Annotated in this window: 18 protein-coding genes, 2 tRNA genes and 1 pseudogene; 15 read left to right on the plus strand and 6 right to left on the minus strand. The window is 67.4% G+C overall.

The window, feature by feature from the left end; genetic code table 11:
- Positions 1–22: 22 nt before the first annotated feature.
- The 3 genes from OV287_RS23290 to OV287_RS23300 are packed head-to-tail and all read right to left on the minus strand — an operon-like array spanning position 23 to position 1,779.
- Positions 23–283 carry a phosphopantetheine-binding protein gene (locus OV287_RS23290; protein ID WP_043398510.1) on the minus strand — a complete coding sequence of 87 codons (261 nt, stop codon included), beginning with the start codon at positions 281–283 and terminating at the stop codon, positions 23–25.
- Positions 270–1,049 (minus strand): lysophospholipid acyltransferase family protein, encoded by a 780-nt coding sequence (locus OV287_RS23295; RefSeq protein WP_267536234.1) that lies wholly within the window; start codon positions 1,047–1,049, stop codon positions 270–272. Before OV287_RS23295 ends, OV287_RS23290 begins: the two co-directional genes overlap by 14 nt.
- On the minus strand, positions 1,042–1,779 hold the full coding sequence (locus OV287_RS23300; protein WP_267536235.1) for a beta-ketoacyl synthase chain length factor: 738 nt from the start codon (positions 1,777–1,779) through the stop codon (positions 1,042–1,044). The genes OV287_RS23295 and OV287_RS23300 overlap by 8 nt, the downstream gene beginning before the upstream one ends.
- 623 nt (positions 1,780–2,402) lie before the next feature.
- Here OV287_RS23300 and OV287_RS23305 point away from each other — a divergent pair.
- The 11 genes and pseudogenes from OV287_RS23305 (at position 2,403) to OV287_RS23350 (ending at position 11,334) form a co-directional block, all read left to right on the plus strand.
- The gene (locus OV287_RS23305; RefSeq protein WP_267536236.1) at positions 2,403–3,632 is read left to right on the plus strand and encodes a site-specific integrase; all 1,230 of its coding nucleotides are present in this window, start codon (positions 2,403–2,405) and stop codon (positions 3,630–3,632) included.
- A gap of 47 nt (positions 3,633–3,679) precedes the next feature.
- The gene (locus OV287_RS23310) at positions 3,680–4,276 is read left to right on the plus strand and encodes a hypothetical protein (protein WP_267536237.1); all 597 of its coding nucleotides are present in this window, start codon (positions 3,680–3,682) and stop codon (positions 4,274–4,276) included.
- A 60-nt stretch (positions 4,277–4,336) separates the two neighbouring features.
- Positions 4,337–4,588, plus strand: a complete 252-nt coding sequence (locus OV287_RS23315; protein WP_267536238.1) for a hypothetical protein — start codon at positions 4,337–4,339, stop codon at positions 4,586–4,588.
- On the plus strand, positions 4,585–4,896 hold the full coding sequence (locus OV287_RS23320) for a helix-turn-helix domain-containing protein (protein WP_267536239.1): 312 nt from the start codon (positions 4,585–4,587) through the stop codon (positions 4,894–4,896). Before OV287_RS23315 ends, OV287_RS23320 begins: the two co-directional genes overlap by 4 nt.
- A pseudogene (locus OV287_RS56490) lies at positions 4,893–5,417 on the plus strand (bifunctional DNA primase/polymerase); the annotation flags it as partial. The gene OV287_RS23320 and the pseudogene OV287_RS56490, both read left to right, overlap by 4 nt.
- 117 nt (positions 5,418–5,534) lie before the next feature.
- Positions 5,535–7,196 carry a virulence-associated E family protein gene (locus OV287_RS23325; protein WP_267536240.1) on the plus strand — a complete coding sequence of 554 codons (1,662 nt, stop codon included), beginning with the start codon at positions 5,535–5,537 and terminating at the stop codon, positions 7,194–7,196.
- Between the two features lie 530 nt (positions 7,197–7,726).
- Positions 7,727–8,230, plus strand: a complete 504-nt coding sequence (locus tag OV287_RS23330; protein ID WP_267536241.1) for a hypothetical protein — start codon at positions 7,727–7,729, stop codon at positions 8,228–8,230.
- A gap of 32 nt (positions 8,231–8,262) precedes the next feature.
- The gene (locus OV287_RS23335) at positions 8,263–8,589 is read left to right on the plus strand and encodes a hypothetical protein (protein ID WP_267536242.1); all 327 of its coding nucleotides are present in this window, start codon (positions 8,263–8,265) and stop codon (positions 8,587–8,589) included.
- A 55-nt stretch (positions 8,590–8,644) separates the two neighbouring features.
- Positions 8,645–10,570 carry a prohead protease/major capsid protein fusion protein gene (locus tag OV287_RS23340; RefSeq protein WP_267536243.1) on the plus strand — a complete coding sequence of 642 codons (1,926 nt, stop codon included), beginning with the start codon at positions 8,645–8,647 and terminating at the stop codon, positions 10,568–10,570.
- A 142-nt stretch (positions 10,571–10,712) separates the two neighbouring features.
- Positions 10,713–10,856: a hypothetical protein gene (locus OV287_RS23345; protein WP_267536244.1), complete on the plus strand. Its 144-nt coding sequence runs from the start codon at positions 10,713–10,715 to the stop codon at positions 10,854–10,856.
- Complete coding sequence (locus tag OV287_RS23350) at positions 10,843–11,334, plus strand: hypothetical protein (protein WP_267536245.1); 492 nt, start codon at positions 10,843–10,845, stop codon at positions 11,332–11,334. The genes OV287_RS23345 and OV287_RS23350 overlap by 14 nt, the downstream gene beginning before the upstream one ends.
- Positions 11,335–11,429: 95 nt before the next feature.
- Here the strand turns inward: OV287_RS23350 and OV287_RS23355 are convergent, their stop codons facing one another.
- From OV287_RS23355 to OV287_RS23365, 3 genes are all read right to left on the minus strand, one after another.
- Entirely contained in the window at positions 11,430–12,395 is a 966-nt protein-coding gene (locus tag OV287_RS23355) for a hypothetical protein (protein WP_267536246.1), read from the minus strand.
- Between the two features lie 488 nt (positions 12,396–12,883).
- Positions 12,884–12,956, minus strand: a tRNA-Glu gene (locus OV287_RS23360).
- 5 nt (positions 12,957–12,961) lie between these two features.
- Positions 12,962–13,034: transfer RNA gene (locus OV287_RS23365), tRNA-Lys, on the minus strand.
- Between the two features lie 181 nt (positions 13,035–13,215).
- Between OV287_RS23365 and greB the strand changes: the two genes are divergently transcribed.
- The 4 genes from greB (at position 13,216) to OV287_RS23385 (ending at position 16,563) form a co-directional block, all read left to right on the plus strand.
- Positions 13,216–13,788: a transcription elongation factor GreB gene (gene greB, locus OV287_RS23370; RefSeq protein WP_267536247.1), complete on the plus strand. Its 573-nt coding sequence runs from the start codon at positions 13,216–13,218 to the stop codon at positions 13,786–13,788.
- A 270-nt stretch (positions 13,789–14,058) separates the two neighbouring features.
- Positions 14,059–15,381, plus strand: coding sequence for a PhoH family protein (locus OV287_RS23375; RefSeq protein ID WP_267536248.1), 1,323 nt, complete (start codon positions 14,059–14,061; stop codon positions 15,379–15,381).
- Positions 15,382–15,408: 27 nt separating this feature from the next.
- Positions 15,409–15,732: an HP0495 family protein gene (locus OV287_RS23380; protein WP_267536249.1), complete on the plus strand. Its 324-nt coding sequence runs from the start codon at positions 15,409–15,411 to the stop codon at positions 15,730–15,732.
- A 69-nt stretch (positions 15,733–15,801) separates the two neighbouring features.
- Positions 15,802–16,563 carry an SAM-dependent methyltransferase gene (locus OV287_RS23385; protein ID WP_267536250.1) on the plus strand — a complete coding sequence of 254 codons (762 nt, stop codon included), beginning with the start codon at positions 15,802–15,804 and terminating at the stop codon, positions 16,561–16,563.
- The last annotated feature ends 60 nt before the right edge of the window (positions 16,564–16,623 follow it).

Consider the following 16,623-nt stretch of genomic DNA (forward strand, 5'->3'; position numbering starts at 1 on the left):
TCCCAATCCTTTTCTGATGAGTTCAGGCCTTGCGATGGGCGCTCACGAAATCCGCGAGTGCCCTCACGCTGGCGAAATGGCGGCGGTTTTCCTTCGAGTCGTTCGCGAGGGACACGCCATAGGACTTCTGCAGCGCCAAGCCCAGCTCGAGGGCGTCGATCGAGTCGAGCCCGAGTCCCTCGACGAACAGCGGCGCAGCCGGATCGATGTCGTCAGGAGTGATGTCCTCGAGGTGAAGCGTCTCGATGACCAGTTTCTTGATTTCCTGTTCAAGCTGCAGCATGGCCCTGCCCTTCCCTGGAGAAATAGTCGTGCAGCTGCGCTGTGAGTTGCCGGGCCGCTCGCGCCTCGCCGCCGGCTTCTCCAAGCTGTGGCGCAACGGGGATGTCGTCGTGTACCTGGATGGTGAAGTTCATCCGTTTCGGCGGCACCCTCCACCACGGCGTCCCCTTGGAGAGACCGAGCGGTTCACACCGGATGGTGACCGGGGTGATGTCGCACGGGCCGCGCACCGCGATGTTGGCGGCGCCGCGCTGCAGTTGCATCGGGCCGTTGACCCGGGTTCGGGTGCCCTCCGGGAAGATGATCAGGTTGTTGCCCGCCTTCACGGAGGCGATGCAGTCTTGGATGAGCGCGGGGCCGGAGTTGTTGCACAGATAGCCGGTCGCCCGGACCGGCCCGCCGGTGAAGGGGTTGTGCGCCAGGCTCGCCTTCACCACGCAATCCGCGTTGGGCACCAGGGAGATGAGGAAGACGACGTCGATCAGCGTCGGGTGGTTGGCGAGGATGAGCAGGCCGGGCCGGGCCAGCTTCTCCACGCCCTCGATGCGGTAGCGCAGCACCCCGAGGACGCGCATCCACTCGATGAAGAACCTGAAGGAGTGGTGCACCGCGAGGCGCGCCAGCCGCGTCTGCCTCGCCTGGTCCCGGACGAGGAGTTGCAACAGCGGGAAGTAGAGCAGCCGCAGCCCGAGCCCTCCCAGCCCGAAGGTGGTGAAGGAGATACCGGTCGCCAGGATGCGCCACCCGCGCTCGAGCGTCTCAAGCATGGCGCTGCCACCGCCAGCATCGAGTGCCGACCTTGTGGTCGAGCCGGGCCCCGCTGGAGACCAGGAATCGCAGCACGGTGAGATCCTCCGGCAGCCCATCCGAGGAAGGGGCATCCCGCGTGTCCTCGGCGGGGTGACAGGTCAGGCTGTAGCCCGGAGCCTCGTCCCCGGAGCGCAGCCAACAGGCCCACGCGCGCGGGAAGTCCATCTGTCCGGAGGCGTGCCCCAGGGGCTCGGGGAGCGGCTCGTCGTAGAGCACCACCAGCACGTCCCTGGCCCCATCCGCGAGCAGAGCGCTCGCTTCGGTGAAGGCTGCCTCGACCGTCTCCTCGCCCGCCGCGATGGCGGTATAGGCGGAGGTGTCCCCCCGGGCGATGGAGTAGAGCGCGCCAATCGCGTTGTGCACCGACAGGCTGAAGGACGTGGGCGAGAGCGGGACGGAGTGCGCCAACTGGCGCAACAGGTCCACCGAGCGGCTGATGTCTCCGAAGCGCGAGGCGAAGATGACGGGGACGCTCGGGGAATCCCCCTGGCATTCGTACGCTGCCTGCAGCGCGAACCGGCCCAGGCGCTCCACCCGGCGGCGCATCATCGCCGACATCTCGGACAGAGGAGGGGTGCCCTCGGCCGGAAGGGAATGGGGCTCCGAGAACCACCTCGTCCAGGCGTCTTGCTCGGTGAGGCCAGGAGCCCACGCGACCCAGCGGTTGATAGAAAAAGCCATTGTCATGACGGGCGTTCCCCCCCCTCCCCCCAACCCCCGCCCGCCACCATTACCAAAGTATTCAGAAGGAGACAATTTCTTGCGTTGCAGGCATTTCAGCACCAGTTCATGCGGGCGGCCCATGCTCGGGCACAGCACAGGCGCCAGAGTGCGAGGTTGCACCCCGGCAGGTGGAGCGGTGAGGTGCGAACCTGGGGCGCGTTGGAGGGCTCTAGCGGCGCGGCTGCTGCGGCTCGGGTCTGATGGAGGGGAGCGGCGCACGGCAGCCGCAGCTCGGGCATGTGGAGTGCCGGCCAGGGTGACTTCCCGGCCGTCAGATCCCTGGCTCGGCCGAGCAGCGCAAGCGCCGCGTAGATGGGGCAGGGCAGGGGCGCTTATCTGTGAGCCCCCATCCGACCGCCTGCACCGCTCCGGCCTAACGTACTTCTAACGCAACTCGGGTGGACGAAAACGGACGGGGCTGGACGGTTGACCCGTCCAACCCCGCGTTTTTCCTCTGCTTATATGTGTCCCCGACGGGATTCGAACCCGTGTTACCGGCTTGAAAGGGGAGTGACTTCTAGAGTGAGTGGCGAGGGTGTATGGTGGCGCTTGGCGCCAGCTTGGCGCCACCCACTAGTGAGGCTCCCATGTCCGAAGCTGCTCCCCCGCAGTACCCATCACAGCGCCAGCTACGCCGCTGGGCGGGCGGGCTCGTGCGGCTCTCGCGCGGGCGGGAAGTGTTCGTGCTCGAGCGCCGGATCGGTAGCGGTGCCCGGAAGAAGATCACGCTCGACGTACGCACCGAGCGGGATGCGCTCGCCGAGCTGGCGCTTTTCGAGCGTGACCCGCTCGCCTACCGCACGAGGAAGCAGCAGCGCAGGGAGCGCACCGCCGACGCTGGCGGGCTGCGGCTCGACCCGCCGACGCTGGCGGCATTCTCGGCGGATGCGCGGGCGAAGGTGGCGCGCGGCGAACTCTCTGAGGGCCACGTCCGCCACACCCTGCAACCGTACCTTCTGGCGTGGGCCGAGGCGCTCGGCAGGCGGGAACTACGCACGGTCACGCTCGGCGAGCTGCGCCGCATCCTGGACGGGTGGCCGACCGCGCAGCACAAGCGGATCGTCACCTTGAAGGCGTTCACCGCGTGGGCGCGGGAGAAGGGCAAGCTGGGCCGGAAGGATGATCCGACCCTGGACCTGGCGGTGCCCGCTGCAACACCGCGCCCGGTGGCCGCGCGCGCGTTCACCGAGGAGAAGATCCAGGCGTTCTACTCAGCGCTCCGGAACTACTCCTACGCGAAGCCTGGCGGGAACGCACCCGAAGAGGCCCCCCGGTGCCTGGTGAGCCTGCAATCCGTCCGGGATGTGTTCGTGCTCCGCGCGAAGTGCGGGATGCATGGGACCGAGATCGAGCGCTTGGCTGAAGGGAAGGGCACGATCCGTGTACTCGAGAACGAGGGCGAGATCGCCGGCACGCTCGTTTTCCCCCACAAACGGGGAGGGGAGCACGTCGTAAGCGTCGACGCTCAAGCTCTGGCTGCCGCTCAGCGGTTGCAGGACATGGGCAAGGCGCCCGACCGCGTGGCCACGGGGCGCGCGGTGGCTCGCGTCGTTGAGCATCACCCCGAGCTGGCCGGGTTCGCGTTAGAGAACCTCAGGCATTCTTTTGTCACGCTAGGGACCTCGGGGCGCGTCGTCACCGCGAGGGCGGGCGGCGTGCCGCTGGAACTGCTCAGCCAGGTGGCCGGGCACACGTCCACCACTACGACCCGCCGGCACTACCTCGGCGCCCACATTCCGCCGATGGTCGTCCTGCCGCTGCAGCTCGCCAACGAGGACGACCCGAAGCTCCCGGCGAAGAAGTGGGGGGCGAAGTGAGAGCGCGTCGGAAGGCGCAGGACAGCGTCGCTCCGTGGGCGTCGCGGATGAACGCCATACGCTGGCTTTCAGAGCAGGCTGCGCGCGCAGGATCGCCCCTGACCCCCGAGGCTATGAGCCGTGCTTCTCGAGCAGCGCGTGAAGCCGCCGGGCCAGATGCGCTGGCGCAGCGTGAGCAGGCGCGGCGCGAGCACGGAGAGCAGACGGAACTCGAGCTGAAGAAGTTGCGCGCGGTGCTGCGGAGCCTTCGGGGGATCGAGCGCGAGGAGCAGCACGTATTGCGACCGCGCAGCCTTTACGAAACCGTCTCCCAAGCCGAACTCGGGCTGCCCGACGGCGCCCACTGGGCGCGGCTCGCGGACTTGGAGCGGGCCGCCGAAGCGTTCAGCGAGGGGGTCCGTGCTTCACGCTCCCAGCCCCTGGCGGCGAAGCGGGGTAGGGGGGAGCGCGCGTCGGGCGACGAGCGGGCGGCCGACAACCGCTACCTGTCCGCCTACTTCGCAAGCGCTGTCGGCCGGGCCGGGACGCCGCGTGACCTCGCGATCACCGAGATCGCGCTCGGTCGCGGTGCGGGATGCGTAGACGCCAGCGAGTTCGACGAGCGCCGAAAGCGCTGGTCGAAGGCGATACGTCGCCCGAAATGAGCTGACGATCTGATTTCGGGCGGTGGGCCGGATCGGCTGACCCGTGCGACTTCATGGTGCATGGAAACTCAGACAACAGGCGCCGAGCGGCGCCGCGGGTCCGCCCCCCTTTCTGACGACCTCCGGAGCGCGCTGCGCGCCATGGTGGCGCGGCTCGGCGAGAACGAGGCCCGCAGGCGCATCGGCCTGAGCCGTGGCGCGCTCGCGCGGGCCCTGGCCGGGCTCGGCGTCTACCCCGGGTCCGTGGCGCTCGTTCGGGCCGCCCTGGCGGAGCAGCAAGGCCAGGCCCCCGATTCCGGAGCGCGCCCGTGAACTCGCTGCTGGATGTCGACGAATCAGCCGCCCGGCTCCGGTGCTCTCGCCGTCGGGTGTTCGAGTTGCTCGCTGATGGGACGCTCACGCGGGGGCCGAAGTACGGCCGCCGGACCGTCATCACCGCGGAGTCCGTCGAGGCCGCGCTCGTGGCGAGCGAGTCGGCACCGTGTCCCGTCTCGGAAGCCGCGCCGAAGCGCCGCGCGCCGAGGTCGTTCAAGGCGGAGCTCGACGAGCTGACCCAGCGGCAGCGCGCGGAGTGGAAGCCGCGCCCGGCTCGCCGTTCCGCGCCGGGGGTGACCCGGTGAACAACGCCCTCCTCTACGCCCGGCGCGGCTGGCGCGTGGTGCCGCTCCACAACGTGCGCTCTGACGGCTCGTGCACATGCCAACTCGGTCAGAGTTGTCCGCCTACGAGCAAGGGCAAACATCCCCGGCTGAACGATTGGACAAACGAAGCCACGAACGAGCCCAGTCAAATCGCCAGTTGGTGGAATCAGTGGCCTGACGCAAACGTCGGCATCGCCACTGGCGCCGCCTCCGGCTTCTGGGTTCTCGATGTCGACCCGCGCAACGGCGGTGACGCCACCCTGGCGGCACTCCTGGCTGAGCATGGACCGCTTCCACGGACCACTCAGGCCCGCACGGGGAGCGGGGGTTCGCACTACCTGTTCCGGATGCCCAGCTTCCCGGTGAGCAACGGCAGATTGGGACCCGGACTTGATGTGAAAGGAGATGGTGGCCAAATTGTAGCCGCACCCTCGCGATCGGCTTCCGGGGGCTACCAGTGGGAGAGGGGCCTCGCTCCGTGGGAGACTGAGCCCGCCGAAGCCCCCTCCTGGCTACTCGAGCGGCTCGGACGCGGCACGCCAGCTGCCACTCGCCCGGACGAGTCCGCCCGCGGGTACTTCCCCCCAGCCTCGCCCGTCGTCCTGGACGCCGCCCGCGTGGCGCTTGAGCGCCACGGGCCCGCCATCACCGGACAGGCTGGCGGGCTCCACACCGTGCAAGCCGGGATGATTCTCACAAGGGACCACGCGTTGACCGATGAAGAAGCGTGGCCGCTCCTTGAGGAGTGGAACGAGACCTGTGTTCCGCCCTGGGAACCGGACGAGCTCCGCGCGAAGGCCCTCGGCAACGGTAAGAAGTACGCTCGCGGGGAGTACGGGAGCCGCCGGACCCTGGATGTCGTCGAGCGTGCTCGGAAGCTGATTCACGACTGGCGCGCGGACGTCGAAGAGAGCCCGGCAACGGAGCCCGAGCGCGAGCGCTCCATGGACATGATGATCCAGGCGTGCCGCGAACTGGTGCGCACGAGCACCGAACCAGCGCACCGCGAGCGCATCCAGAACGAGCTGATCGCCGCAACGGGCCTGGGGGCGCTGGCGCTTGCGCTTCCTCGCGTCCGGGCCGCGCTCGAGAAACGCGCCGAGCCGAGCGCAGAGCAGACCACGTGGACCGTCTACGGGTTCGAGCTGTCCCCGAGCGGCGCACCCGTGCCGAACATGGACAACGTCGTGCGCGCCCTGGAGCACGAGAAACACTCGGTGTTCTTCGAGGTGTTCTCTCAACGGCTCCGGGGGCCGCGCGGCGAGTGGAGCGACGCCGACGATCTGGCGCTCGCGCTCCACCTGCAGCGCGACCTTGGGCTGTCCAAGGTGACGCCGCAGATCGTCAACCACGGTGTGCAGACCTACGCGCGCAGCCGAGCCCGCGACGTCGTGCGCGAGCACCTGGAGCGCCTGACGTGGGACGGCACTCCGCGGATCGCCGGCTTCCTCGCTGCCGTCTACGGCGCGCCTGATACCGACTACACCCGAGCTGCCAGCGCCAATTTCTGGAAGTCCATGGCGGCTCGGGTGCTGCAGCCTGGTTGCAAGGTCGATCACATGCTCGTGTTGGAGGGCTCGCAGGGCATCCGGAAGAGCACGAGCGCCCGCGCCATCGCTGGCGAGCACCTGTTCGCGGAAGCGAGCGAGAGCCCCACGTCTAAGGACTTCTTCCTTGCCCTCCAAGGGAAGCTGATTGTTGAAGTGGCCGAAATGGACAGCTTTTCCCGCGCCGAAGTGGCAGCCGTTAAGCGCGTGCTGACGTGCCGCTCCGACCGCTTTCGCGCCCCCTACGAGCGCACTTCCCGCGACTGGCCGCGCCGGGGCGTGTTCGTCGGCACGACGAATCGCGACGACTGGGCCCGTGATGATACCGGCGGGCGGCGCTTCTGGCCGATCCGCTGCACTCGCGTTGATATTGATTACATCAATGCCAACCGTGACCAGCTCTTCGCGGAAGCCGTGTCGAAGGTGAACGCCGGGGAGTCGTGGTGGGAAATGCCGGCCGAAGCGACGCAAGCCGAGCAGGAAGCGCGGCGTCAGGTTGATCCCTGGGAAGAGCTGATCGGTGCGTACCTGTCCGGGCCGGAAGCCCCGGGTAAGGTGACGACCGCCAATGTGTTGCGGCTGGCCGTCAACCTGGACACCAGCCGCATGGATCGCGCAGCCGAAATGCGCGCGGCGTCCGTGCTCAAGCGGCTCGGGTTCGTCAGGGTGGACGGCTGGCACGATGGGCGAAAGGCGAAATACTGGAGGAGGGAAGAGGTAGGAAGCGCCTAACCCCGTGTAATCGCTCTCGCCCTTCCTACCTTCCTACCTTCCTACCTAAGTCGTAACTATGTGAGGGAGAGTGAGAGCACGGATGGTAGCTAATCGTTGACGGAATAAGGCGGGGGCGGTTGGGTGTATGCCGATCCCGCTAAAAAGTGTTGGAACGAGGTAGGTAGGAAGGAAGGTCGGAAGGGGTCAACGCTTGCGTGTAGGCATACCCCCCACGTGCGTCGGGTCCTCTGAGGGGCCGGAGACTCACGGGTGCGGAAGAACGCGCTTCCAGCATAGGCCCGGGAAGGATTAGGTATATCCACGTATGGTCACGGCAGGAATGTCAGACACATCGACCGCGTAACTGCGCGGAACGCCTGCCGAAAACCGCCTGGAACACGCTGGAACGCTCCTGGAAACCCAGACAGTTCCAGGCGTTTACACCACCTCCCGGGTAGCCAGGCCGCCCGCTGTGCAATCTCTTGGTCAAGGTTGACCAATATTCGTTTCTGGCTATGACTCATTCACAAACGAAGGGGACACACATCATGCAGCGTAGTGAGGAAGAGATCGCCGAGAGACAGCAGATCATCACCAAGGCATTTCAGGACGCTGCCGCACGGCTGGCCGCGGAAGGGTACGGCATCACCCCGGAGCAGTGGCCGACTGTCCTGGAGCGGTTCCAGTGCGCTCTCTCCGAGCTGGCCCAGGAGCCGACGGAAGCGCTGGACTTGCTGGCTTTCGCCTGGACGCTGCAGATCGTTGCCGACCTCCACGGGGATACCACCCCCCACGTGGATGCGCTCGCGTTGGGCCTGGAGCTGGCGGAGCTCGGCGCCCTGGAGGTGAACGCGCGGATCATCGCGGGCGAGTATCTCTCGCTCTCGGAGGAGCAGCGGCGGACCATGATCGACAGCATCCGCAAGCGTGTCGAAGCGCTGCTCAGGCGCGGCACTCCCCCGGATGAGGCCCGGCAGAAGGTCCGCGAGTTCGCGCACCTAGCTGTCGAGATCGTCATGGGGCCGGCTCCCGCGCGGGCGAGAATGAACTAGCCGGGGGCTCCATGAGCAGGCTCGGCGATATCATGGCCCGGGTTCGTGTCTCGGGCGTCACCGGCACGATGACCCCGGACCTTGCGCGCGAAGTCCTGACGGAGCTGGGGCGCCGCGCGCAGCCGTCCGAGCGGCATGACCTCCGGAACGCCTTGATCCGCCGTGCCGCGGAACAGCTCCCCGGGGGTCTCTGGGAAAAGGCCAAGCGTCTGGAGCACGAGGTTAAGGCCGCGCGCGCGTCGCGGAGTGCAGCGGCGGACGCCAGCAGCGTTCGCGCCCTGGTGCTCCAGGCGCTAGAGATTGACCCTGGGACACCCCGGGGCTGGCGGCAGTTGCTGCGAATCATTGACCCCGTTTAATCGCTGTCACGGGCAACGATGACTTGACAGCGGGCGCCATGAGACACGTTTGGGCATGGCGAACGAGAACAACGCAGCCCCCGCCGTGGAAAGGCGAGACGCGCCGCCGCTCACTCAACGGGGCGCGTTCGTGCCAAGCACCTTCGATGAGAAGACGGGCACCGTTGAGGTGACGTGGACGACCGGCGCCCGTGGACTTCGGTCCCCCTGGTACGATGACAACTACTGGGAGGAATTGGAGGTGTCCGAAAAGGCCGTGAATCTGTCGCGGCTGAACAACGGGGCCCCGTGCCTGGCGGACCACAACGGATACACCATCCGTGGGGTCATCGGCGTAGTCGAGCGGGCGTGGATCGTGGACGGAGAGGGCCGCGCCGTCGTGCGGTTCTCCGATCGGGCGGATGTGAAGCCCATTCGGGAGGACGTGAGGAACGGCATCCTCCAGCACCTGAGCGTCGGCTACTCCGTGCAGGAGTGGAAGCAGCTACCGGCCGGCACCGACGGAATCCCAATCAAGCGCGCAGTCCGTTGGACCCCGGCGGAAATCAGCTTGGTGCCGATGGGCTTCGACGATGACGCCAAGGTGAGAAGTGCAGAGCGCGGCCCCGCGCCGCAGAACAGGACACGGAACATGGACCCCGAGAACGACCCGAAGAATCCGACCGAGCAGAACCAGCAGACTCCCGAGGAGATCCGCGCCGTGGAGCGCGAGCGTGCCGAGACGATCACGCGGCTCTGCCAGCGCAACAACATGCCGGATCTCGGGCTGGAGCTCATCCGCAAGGGCATCCCCCTGGACCGTGCGCGCACCATCATCCTCGAGAAGTTGGCCGAGCGCAGCGAGACGGACGGCATCTCCCCGTGGCCGAGCGGCGCCCCAGAGCGCGGCTATGACGTTCCCGGCCAGCGTGGCGGGCACGACGACTTCCGCGCGGCGGCGGTGGATGCGCTCGTCATCCGCGCCGGAATCAAGCTCGACAAGCCTCACCCGGCGGCGGCCGATCTCCGGCACATGCCCTCGGTGGAACTGGCGCGCACGGCTCTGTCTCGCGCGGGCAAGCGCGTGGGGAACCTGTCCCCGAGCGAGACCATCAAGCGCGCCATGACCATCAGCGACTTCCCGCTCATCTTGACGGGTGCGATCGGTGCCAGCGTGCGGACGGGATACGAGCAGGAGCCCGCGTCCCACCGGATCTGGGTGGGCACCGACACGGTGCCGGACTTCCGCGAGCAGATGCGCCCGATCCTCGGTTCCGCGCCGGACTTGGAGCAAATCGCGGAACTCGGGGAATACAAGTATGGATCCCTTTCCGAGGACGCCGCCAGCTTTCGCGTTTTGAAGTATGGCAAGGCGCTGGCCCTTTCCTGGGAGCTGCTGGTTTCGGACCGGCTGAATGCCTTCATCCGTGTACAGCCCGCCCTGGGGCAGGCGGCCCGGCGCAAGGAGGCCGATCTCGTCTACTCGCTGTTCAAGGAGAACAGCGGCAACGGTCCCACTATGCAGGACGGAGTGACCCTCTGGCACGCGGATCACGGGAACACCGTCACGGGCACGCTGAACGCGGCGGGCCTCGGGCTGGCCCGCACCGCTCTCAGGCGGCAGACCGCAATTGGGGGCGGATTTCTGGCGCTCGCGCCCCGCTTCATCATCTGCTGCCCGGAGGACGAGACGACGCTGGACGCCCTTCTGGCGTCCACCACGCGCACGAAGACCTCGGACACCGAGGCGGACCGGCCGGACTGGATCGGCAAGCTGATCCCGGTCATCGAGCCCAGGCTTTCGGTCGGAGCCTTCTTCATCGCGGCCGACTCCAGCCAAATCGACACGATCACGCTGGCGCTCCTCGAGGAGAACGCGAGTGGCCCCGTGATCGAGGAAGAGAGCGAGTTCAACCGCGACGCGCACCGCATGAAGGTCAGGCACGTGGCCGGTGCGAAGGCCCTGGACTGGCGCGGCGTCGTCCGCGTCAAGGCGCCCTAGCCGGTGGCCGTCAACACCGGGCGGCTGGCGCGCTTGCTGGTGGCGCGTGGGCTCTCAGAAGAGCAGTTCGCGTGCCTCACCGGATACAGCCCGCACACGGTCGCTGGTGTGGGGGCGCCGCATTCACTCGAAGGAGAACCGCATGGAAGAGACTCCGAAGCTCCGCGCCGGCCGCGCGCGCTCTGGCTCCCGCCTGGATGGCTCTCGCCCGGCCCCGGCCACGAAGCCGAGCCAGGTCGACAGCTCCACCACGAAGCCCAGCGAGGCAGGCGATGCATCGCACTGATGCCGCGGGGAACGTGGACGGACTGCACGTGCCGGGGAGCCTGACTCCCCCGCTGCAGGAGGCCACCGTCATCGGCTCCGACTGGTTGAACGCCGTCCAGGAGGAAATCTGCAACGTCGTGGAGGCGCACACGCCGCTCGTCAAGGCGGACAACACCCAGCTCCTCGCGGCGCTGAACGCAATGTATGGGCGCCTCGCGGCCTACGTGTGGGGAGGGCACGACGCAGACGCGAACGGAAGCCAGAACTACAACGGGAGCATTTCGCGGACAGGCACGGGTGTGTACGTGGTGACGCTGACCGAGCCCGTGGCGGCCGACAACACCGTCCCCGTGGTCGTCACCGTGAACGATAGCGCGCCGCGAGTCCCGACCTACGCGTGGGGGGTTGATGGCACGTCGATCACGGTTCGCGTGTTCAACCTGAGCGGCACACCAACGGACGCCTTCGTGTCTGTGGTAGTCCCCCGCGGCGTCTAAACCGGCTTCCGGCGAGCTGGCTCCCGTAGCTGAAACGACGAAGGGCCCCACCGAAGTAGGGCCCCTCGTTCAACGCGCTGGATGCGGCGTGCTCTTCACCCTCCGAGGCTCACGAGCGCCACGACTCCCGCGCGCTCCACCCACGCGCGGCCCGGGTCACCAACGGCCGGGGCCCACGTGCCTTCCCAGCGCTGAAGCGCGGCCGGCCGCACGGGGACGATGGTGGCCTCCGGGGGGAGCGGGGTGTGATCGATGTGGCTGGAGCGCACCGCCCCCGTTTCGTAGTCGATCCAGGCGCGCAACGCTCCCGGCACGGGAGCGGCCACCACTCGCGTCCCCTCAATCCAGGGGTGATCCGCTCGGGGCTCGCCCGTCACGTGCTGGCGCATCCCCTCACAACGGGGAAAAACTGTCCCGTCGGGTTTGAACGCACAGAACTGGTTCAAGGTCACGGTCGGATCGTTCGCCGCGACAAGCCCAGTCATCACGACCAATCCGCCGTTCGGAAGCGCCGTCAGATGTTCGACGGTGCGCCCTGACTCCAACTGCAGCGTGACGACCTGCGAGGCGCGGAGCACGTCCGTCACGATGAACGGGCCCGCGACGTGGGCGCGCCCATCGTCGCAGGTCACGCGCACCCAGAGCCCCAGGCGCTCGATCATGGGAGCACCCGGGCGACTCACGTTCACGACGGGGACGGGTTCGCGGTGGTAGATGCTCACGACCTGACCCGCTTCGCCCAGGATCTCGACCTCGGAGGGAGTGCATCCGCGCAGGTGCCACTCGACCTGGAGCTCAGCCCTCAGCGGTTCAATCGCCGTCGCGCTGAAGCTCAGCTCCACCGGGGCCGGGGGCTCTGGCGGGGGCGGGCACACGGGCGGGGGCGGGCACTCGAGGACCGGCGCGGCCGGGCAGACCGGCGCCGGGGCGGGCGGGCAGGAGAGAGCCGCGGTGTGGATCACGTCCAGAGGACGCGGGGACAGCTCCACCCGGGACGGGCCGCACGCGGTGAGGGACAGCACGAGCGCCGCAAGGGCGCGCATCAGGGTAGGTCGAGACATGGTTTCTCCAGTGCAGCGGGTGGGAGCAGCGCGGAGGAGAAACCTAAACACTTCGCAGCGGAATGTATACGGGCTGCTGCAAGTTGTTTAGTGGCCACACCGGCGTACTCTGCGCCGATGAGTACCTGCAGGGTGTGTGGAGACGAGCTGCGGCCCGGTGGAGCCCGCGGGTTGTGCCCCCGGTGCTACCAGCGTGAACGGCGTGGACGGCCACCATCCGCCGAACCCAAGAAGGCCGCGCCGGGGGAGGGTGACCGGATCACCTTCAGCCTTCCCCGGGAGATGAGGAGACCGTGGCCGTCCTCGCGGAAGCGGAAGGCGTGTCACAAGCCGACTGGTGCCGGGTAGCTGTGATGGAGCGAATCGAGCGGGTGAAGGGCGAGTGATGGCGCTGTTTGGCGCCAACTTGGCGCCACGGCGGTGCGCACAGCCGCACCTGTCTGCACGGCTGTGCGCACCTAAGTCCGCGAAACTACTGCTACTGCGAGTGTCCCCGACGGGATTCGAACCCGTGTTACCGGCTTGAAAGGCCAGCGTCCTGGGCCTCTAGACGACGGGGACCTCTGTGAGTCGCGGGGGGATCGAACCCCCGACCCTCGGCTTAAAAGGCCGGTGCTCTACCAGCTGAGCTAGCGACTCGCACTATTCTTTTTTGCTCGGCTGCCGGATTCCGCAACCCCCCCGGCCAACCTCCGGGCGCTCTCTACCAGTACTCGTTCCCGACTTCTACTGGCGATCGTTCCCCCCGTCACCTGACAGCCACCTGGCCCCGGCCCTCCCCGCGCCTCCCTCCGCTCCCCAGAGACGCTATACAGGGTTCATGTCCCGAGACGTCCGGAATTCCGAGGAAGCCCCCGAGGAGAACGACGAGCTGCAGCTGGAGGGTGGGGAGGAAGAAGAGGAAGAGAAGTCCTCTTCCGGTCACCGGCGCTACCTCACCCGCTCTGGGGCCGAGCGCATGCACAAGGAGCTGCTGCGCCTGCTCAACGAGGAGCGGCCCAAGGTCACCGCCGAGGTGTCCGCCGCCGCCGCCCAGGGGGACCGCTCGGAGAACGCCGAGTACATCTACGGCAAGAAGCGCCTGAGGGAGATCGACCGGCGCATCCGCTTCCTCCAGAAGCGCCTGGACACCGCCACCATCGTCACCCCCTCCGAGCAGCCGGATACTGGCCGGGTCTTCTTCGGCGCCACCGTGACGCTGGAGGACGAGGACGAGGCCCGGGTGACCTATCAGATCGTCGGCTCGGACGAGATCGACACCGCGGGCGGCCGCATCAGCGTGGAGTCCCCCATTGCCCGGGCCCTGCTGCGCAAGAAGGTCGGGGACACCGTCGAGGTGATCCGCCCGCGTGGGGAAATCGAATACATCATCGTGCAGATCCGCTACCTGTGAGGTGTTGGCTCGGCAACAGTTGGACGCCTGGAAGGAGCAGGAGGGGCGGGCGTCCAGTGAGCCGGGGTCCACGGGCGCCGTGGGAACCACCTTGTTAGCGTGTGCGTTACACCTGAAGTAGGCCCTCAAATGGCCTGGGCGGCTTCCCGCGTGGGAGGCTTAGCCTAATATTCGGTTGGCAGTCAGGCGCAGAAGCGGTCCGTCAGTCGGAGTCCCGTCGCACGGTCGGTCCTAGCGGTCGCACCCCATCTCGAGGTCGCGCTCCACACGATGCGAAAGAACTTCATCCTCGACACCAACGTCCTTCTCCACGACCCCCGCTCCATCTACAGCTTCAAGGAACACAACGTCATCATCCCCATCTACGTCATCGAGGAGATCGATCAGTTCAAGCGCGATCTCTCCGAGCTGGGGCGGAACGCGCGTCTGGTGGCGCGCTACCTGGACTCCTTCCGGGAGGAGGGCTCGTTGAAGGACGGCGTGCGCCTGCCGCATGGGGGCGTGCTGCGCGTGTGCTTCACGGACCGGGATCTGCCGCTCTCCATGGCGGACAGCAACCTGATGGATAACCGGATCCTCTCGGTGGCCATCGACTTGATGGAGCGCGAGCCGCAGTCGCCGGCCGTCTTCATCACCAAGGATACCAACCTGCGCATCCGCGCGGACGCGCTGGGCCTCATCGCCGAGGACTACGACGCCGAGCGGGTGGAGATCACCGAGCTGTACACGGGCTTCACCGAGCGCCTGGTCCCCCGGGAGATGGTGGACCAGATGTACAAGCCCGGCGCCGAGGTGGAGATCTCCGGACAGGACTCGCTCTCGCCGCACCAGTTCATCCTCCTCAAGGACGAGACGAACCCGTCCCACACCGCCATGGGTCGCTTCAACGCGTCCCGGGGCCGGGTGGTGCCGCTGCTGCGCGGCATGAAGTCCGAGGGCATCTGGGGCATCCGCCCGCGCAACATGGAGCAGAGCTTCGCCCTCGACCTCGTCATGAATGACGAGATCAAGCTCGTCACCATCGTGGGCAAGGCGGGTACGGGCAAGACGCTGCTGGCCATCGCCGCGGGGCTCCACAAGGTGACGGAGGAGGGCGTGTACCAGAAGCTGCTCGTCAGCCGGCCCGTCTTCCCGCTCGGCCGGGACATCGGGTACCTGCCGGGCAGCCTGGAAGAGAAGATGAACCCCTGGATGCAGCCCATCTTCGACAACGTGGAGTTCCTGATGAACCTCAGCCGCGCCGACAAGAAGGCCGGCCGGGGCTACCACGAGCTCATTGACCTGGGGCTGATGGAGATCGAGGCGCTCACCTACATCCGCGGGCGCTCCATCCCCAACCAGTACATCATCATCGACGAGGCGCAGAACCTCACGCCCCACGAGGTGAAGACGATCATCACCCGCGTGGGCGACAACACGAAAATCATTCTCACCGGGGACCCGTTCCAGATAGACAACCCCTACGTGGACGCGACCAACAACGGACTCGTCCATGTGGTCAACCGGTTCAAGAATGAGAAGATCGCGGGTCACATCACCATGGCCAAGGGCGAGCGCAGCGCTCTGGCCGAGCTCGCGGCCAACCTCCTCTAGCCCCCTGCGCCGTACGAGGAAGCAGTCATGAAGGGAGACGGACAGGCAGCGGGTTCCACCCAGGGCACAGAGGGTGACGGCCAGGAGCAGAAGCCGCTCATCGAGTACCCCACCGTCTACACCTTCAAGGTCATGGGGCGGCAGGAGCCGACGGGGTTCGTCGAGTACGTGCGCGACCTCTTCCGGTCGCTCATGGGCTCGGAGATCTCCCCGGACTCCATCCGGGAGCAGCCCAGCAGCAAGGGCACGTACGTGTCGGTGAGCGTGTCGGTGTACCTGCTGTCCGAGGAGCACCGCCGCTCCATCTACGCCCGGCTGAGGCAGGAGCAGCGGGTCGTCTACTACCTCTGAGGGCGGCCCCCGTCCGGGCGTGCGGGGGGAATTGGCGATTGCGGGCTAGCGGTGTAGAAGGGGCTTCTCATGAGCCCGGCTGAGTCCTTCCCGCTCTACTTCCCTGGTGATGCTCGGCGCCCCTTCAGTTCCGAGGTGGCGACCCGACGCTTCGCGAAAGTGGCGCAGTTGGAAGAGGGAGGGCGTGTGCTGGAGCTCGGCTGCGGTCCTTCCGGCCCGGCCAGCGTGGTGCTTGCCCAGGAGTTCGGCTGCTCGGTGGTGGCCGCGGACGCGGATGAGACGATGCTCATCCACATGCGAGACAGGGTGCGCTCACTCGGGCTGGACGGCCGGGTGGATGTGCGCCGCGTGGACCTGCGCAAGCCCGTCTTCCGCGAGGGCGAGTTCGACGCCATCCTCTGTCAGGGCCGGATGTTCATGGCGCTGCCCGATGCGTTCGGCACCTTGCGGCCTCTGCTGGCCCACCAGGGCCGGTTGGGGATTACCTACCCGGTCCGGGTGGGACGGGTGACGCCTCGGGCCGTGCTCGAGTTCTGGGAGCGTCGCCTGGGTGCTCCGCTCCTGCTGCCTCGCGAGCTGCTCCAGCACCTGGCTCTGGCCGGCTTCGAGCCTGAGTCCGTCGAGTCCCTCCAGGACGCCGAGCTGGATGCCTTCTACCGGGAGCTGGAGCCCCTCCTCGCCAAGGCCTCCGCTGAGCAGTCGGTCTGGCTGCGCGAGGAGATGGCCCTGCACCGCGAGAACAACGGCAAGGCCACCTCGAGCTACGCGTTCGCCGTGGGCCGCCGTCGCGAGCCCGGGGAGAAGCCTCCGGCCACGCGCGATCGCGGGTAGCTGTAGCCTGGCCGGGTAGGCAGACCCTCATCCCAGCCCCCTCCCCAGGGGGAGAGGGAG

The organism is Archangium lansingense, assembly GCF_026626635.1.
Classification (GTDB): domain Bacteria; phylum Myxococcota; class Myxococcia; order Myxococcales; family Myxococcaceae; genus Archangium; species Archangium lansingense.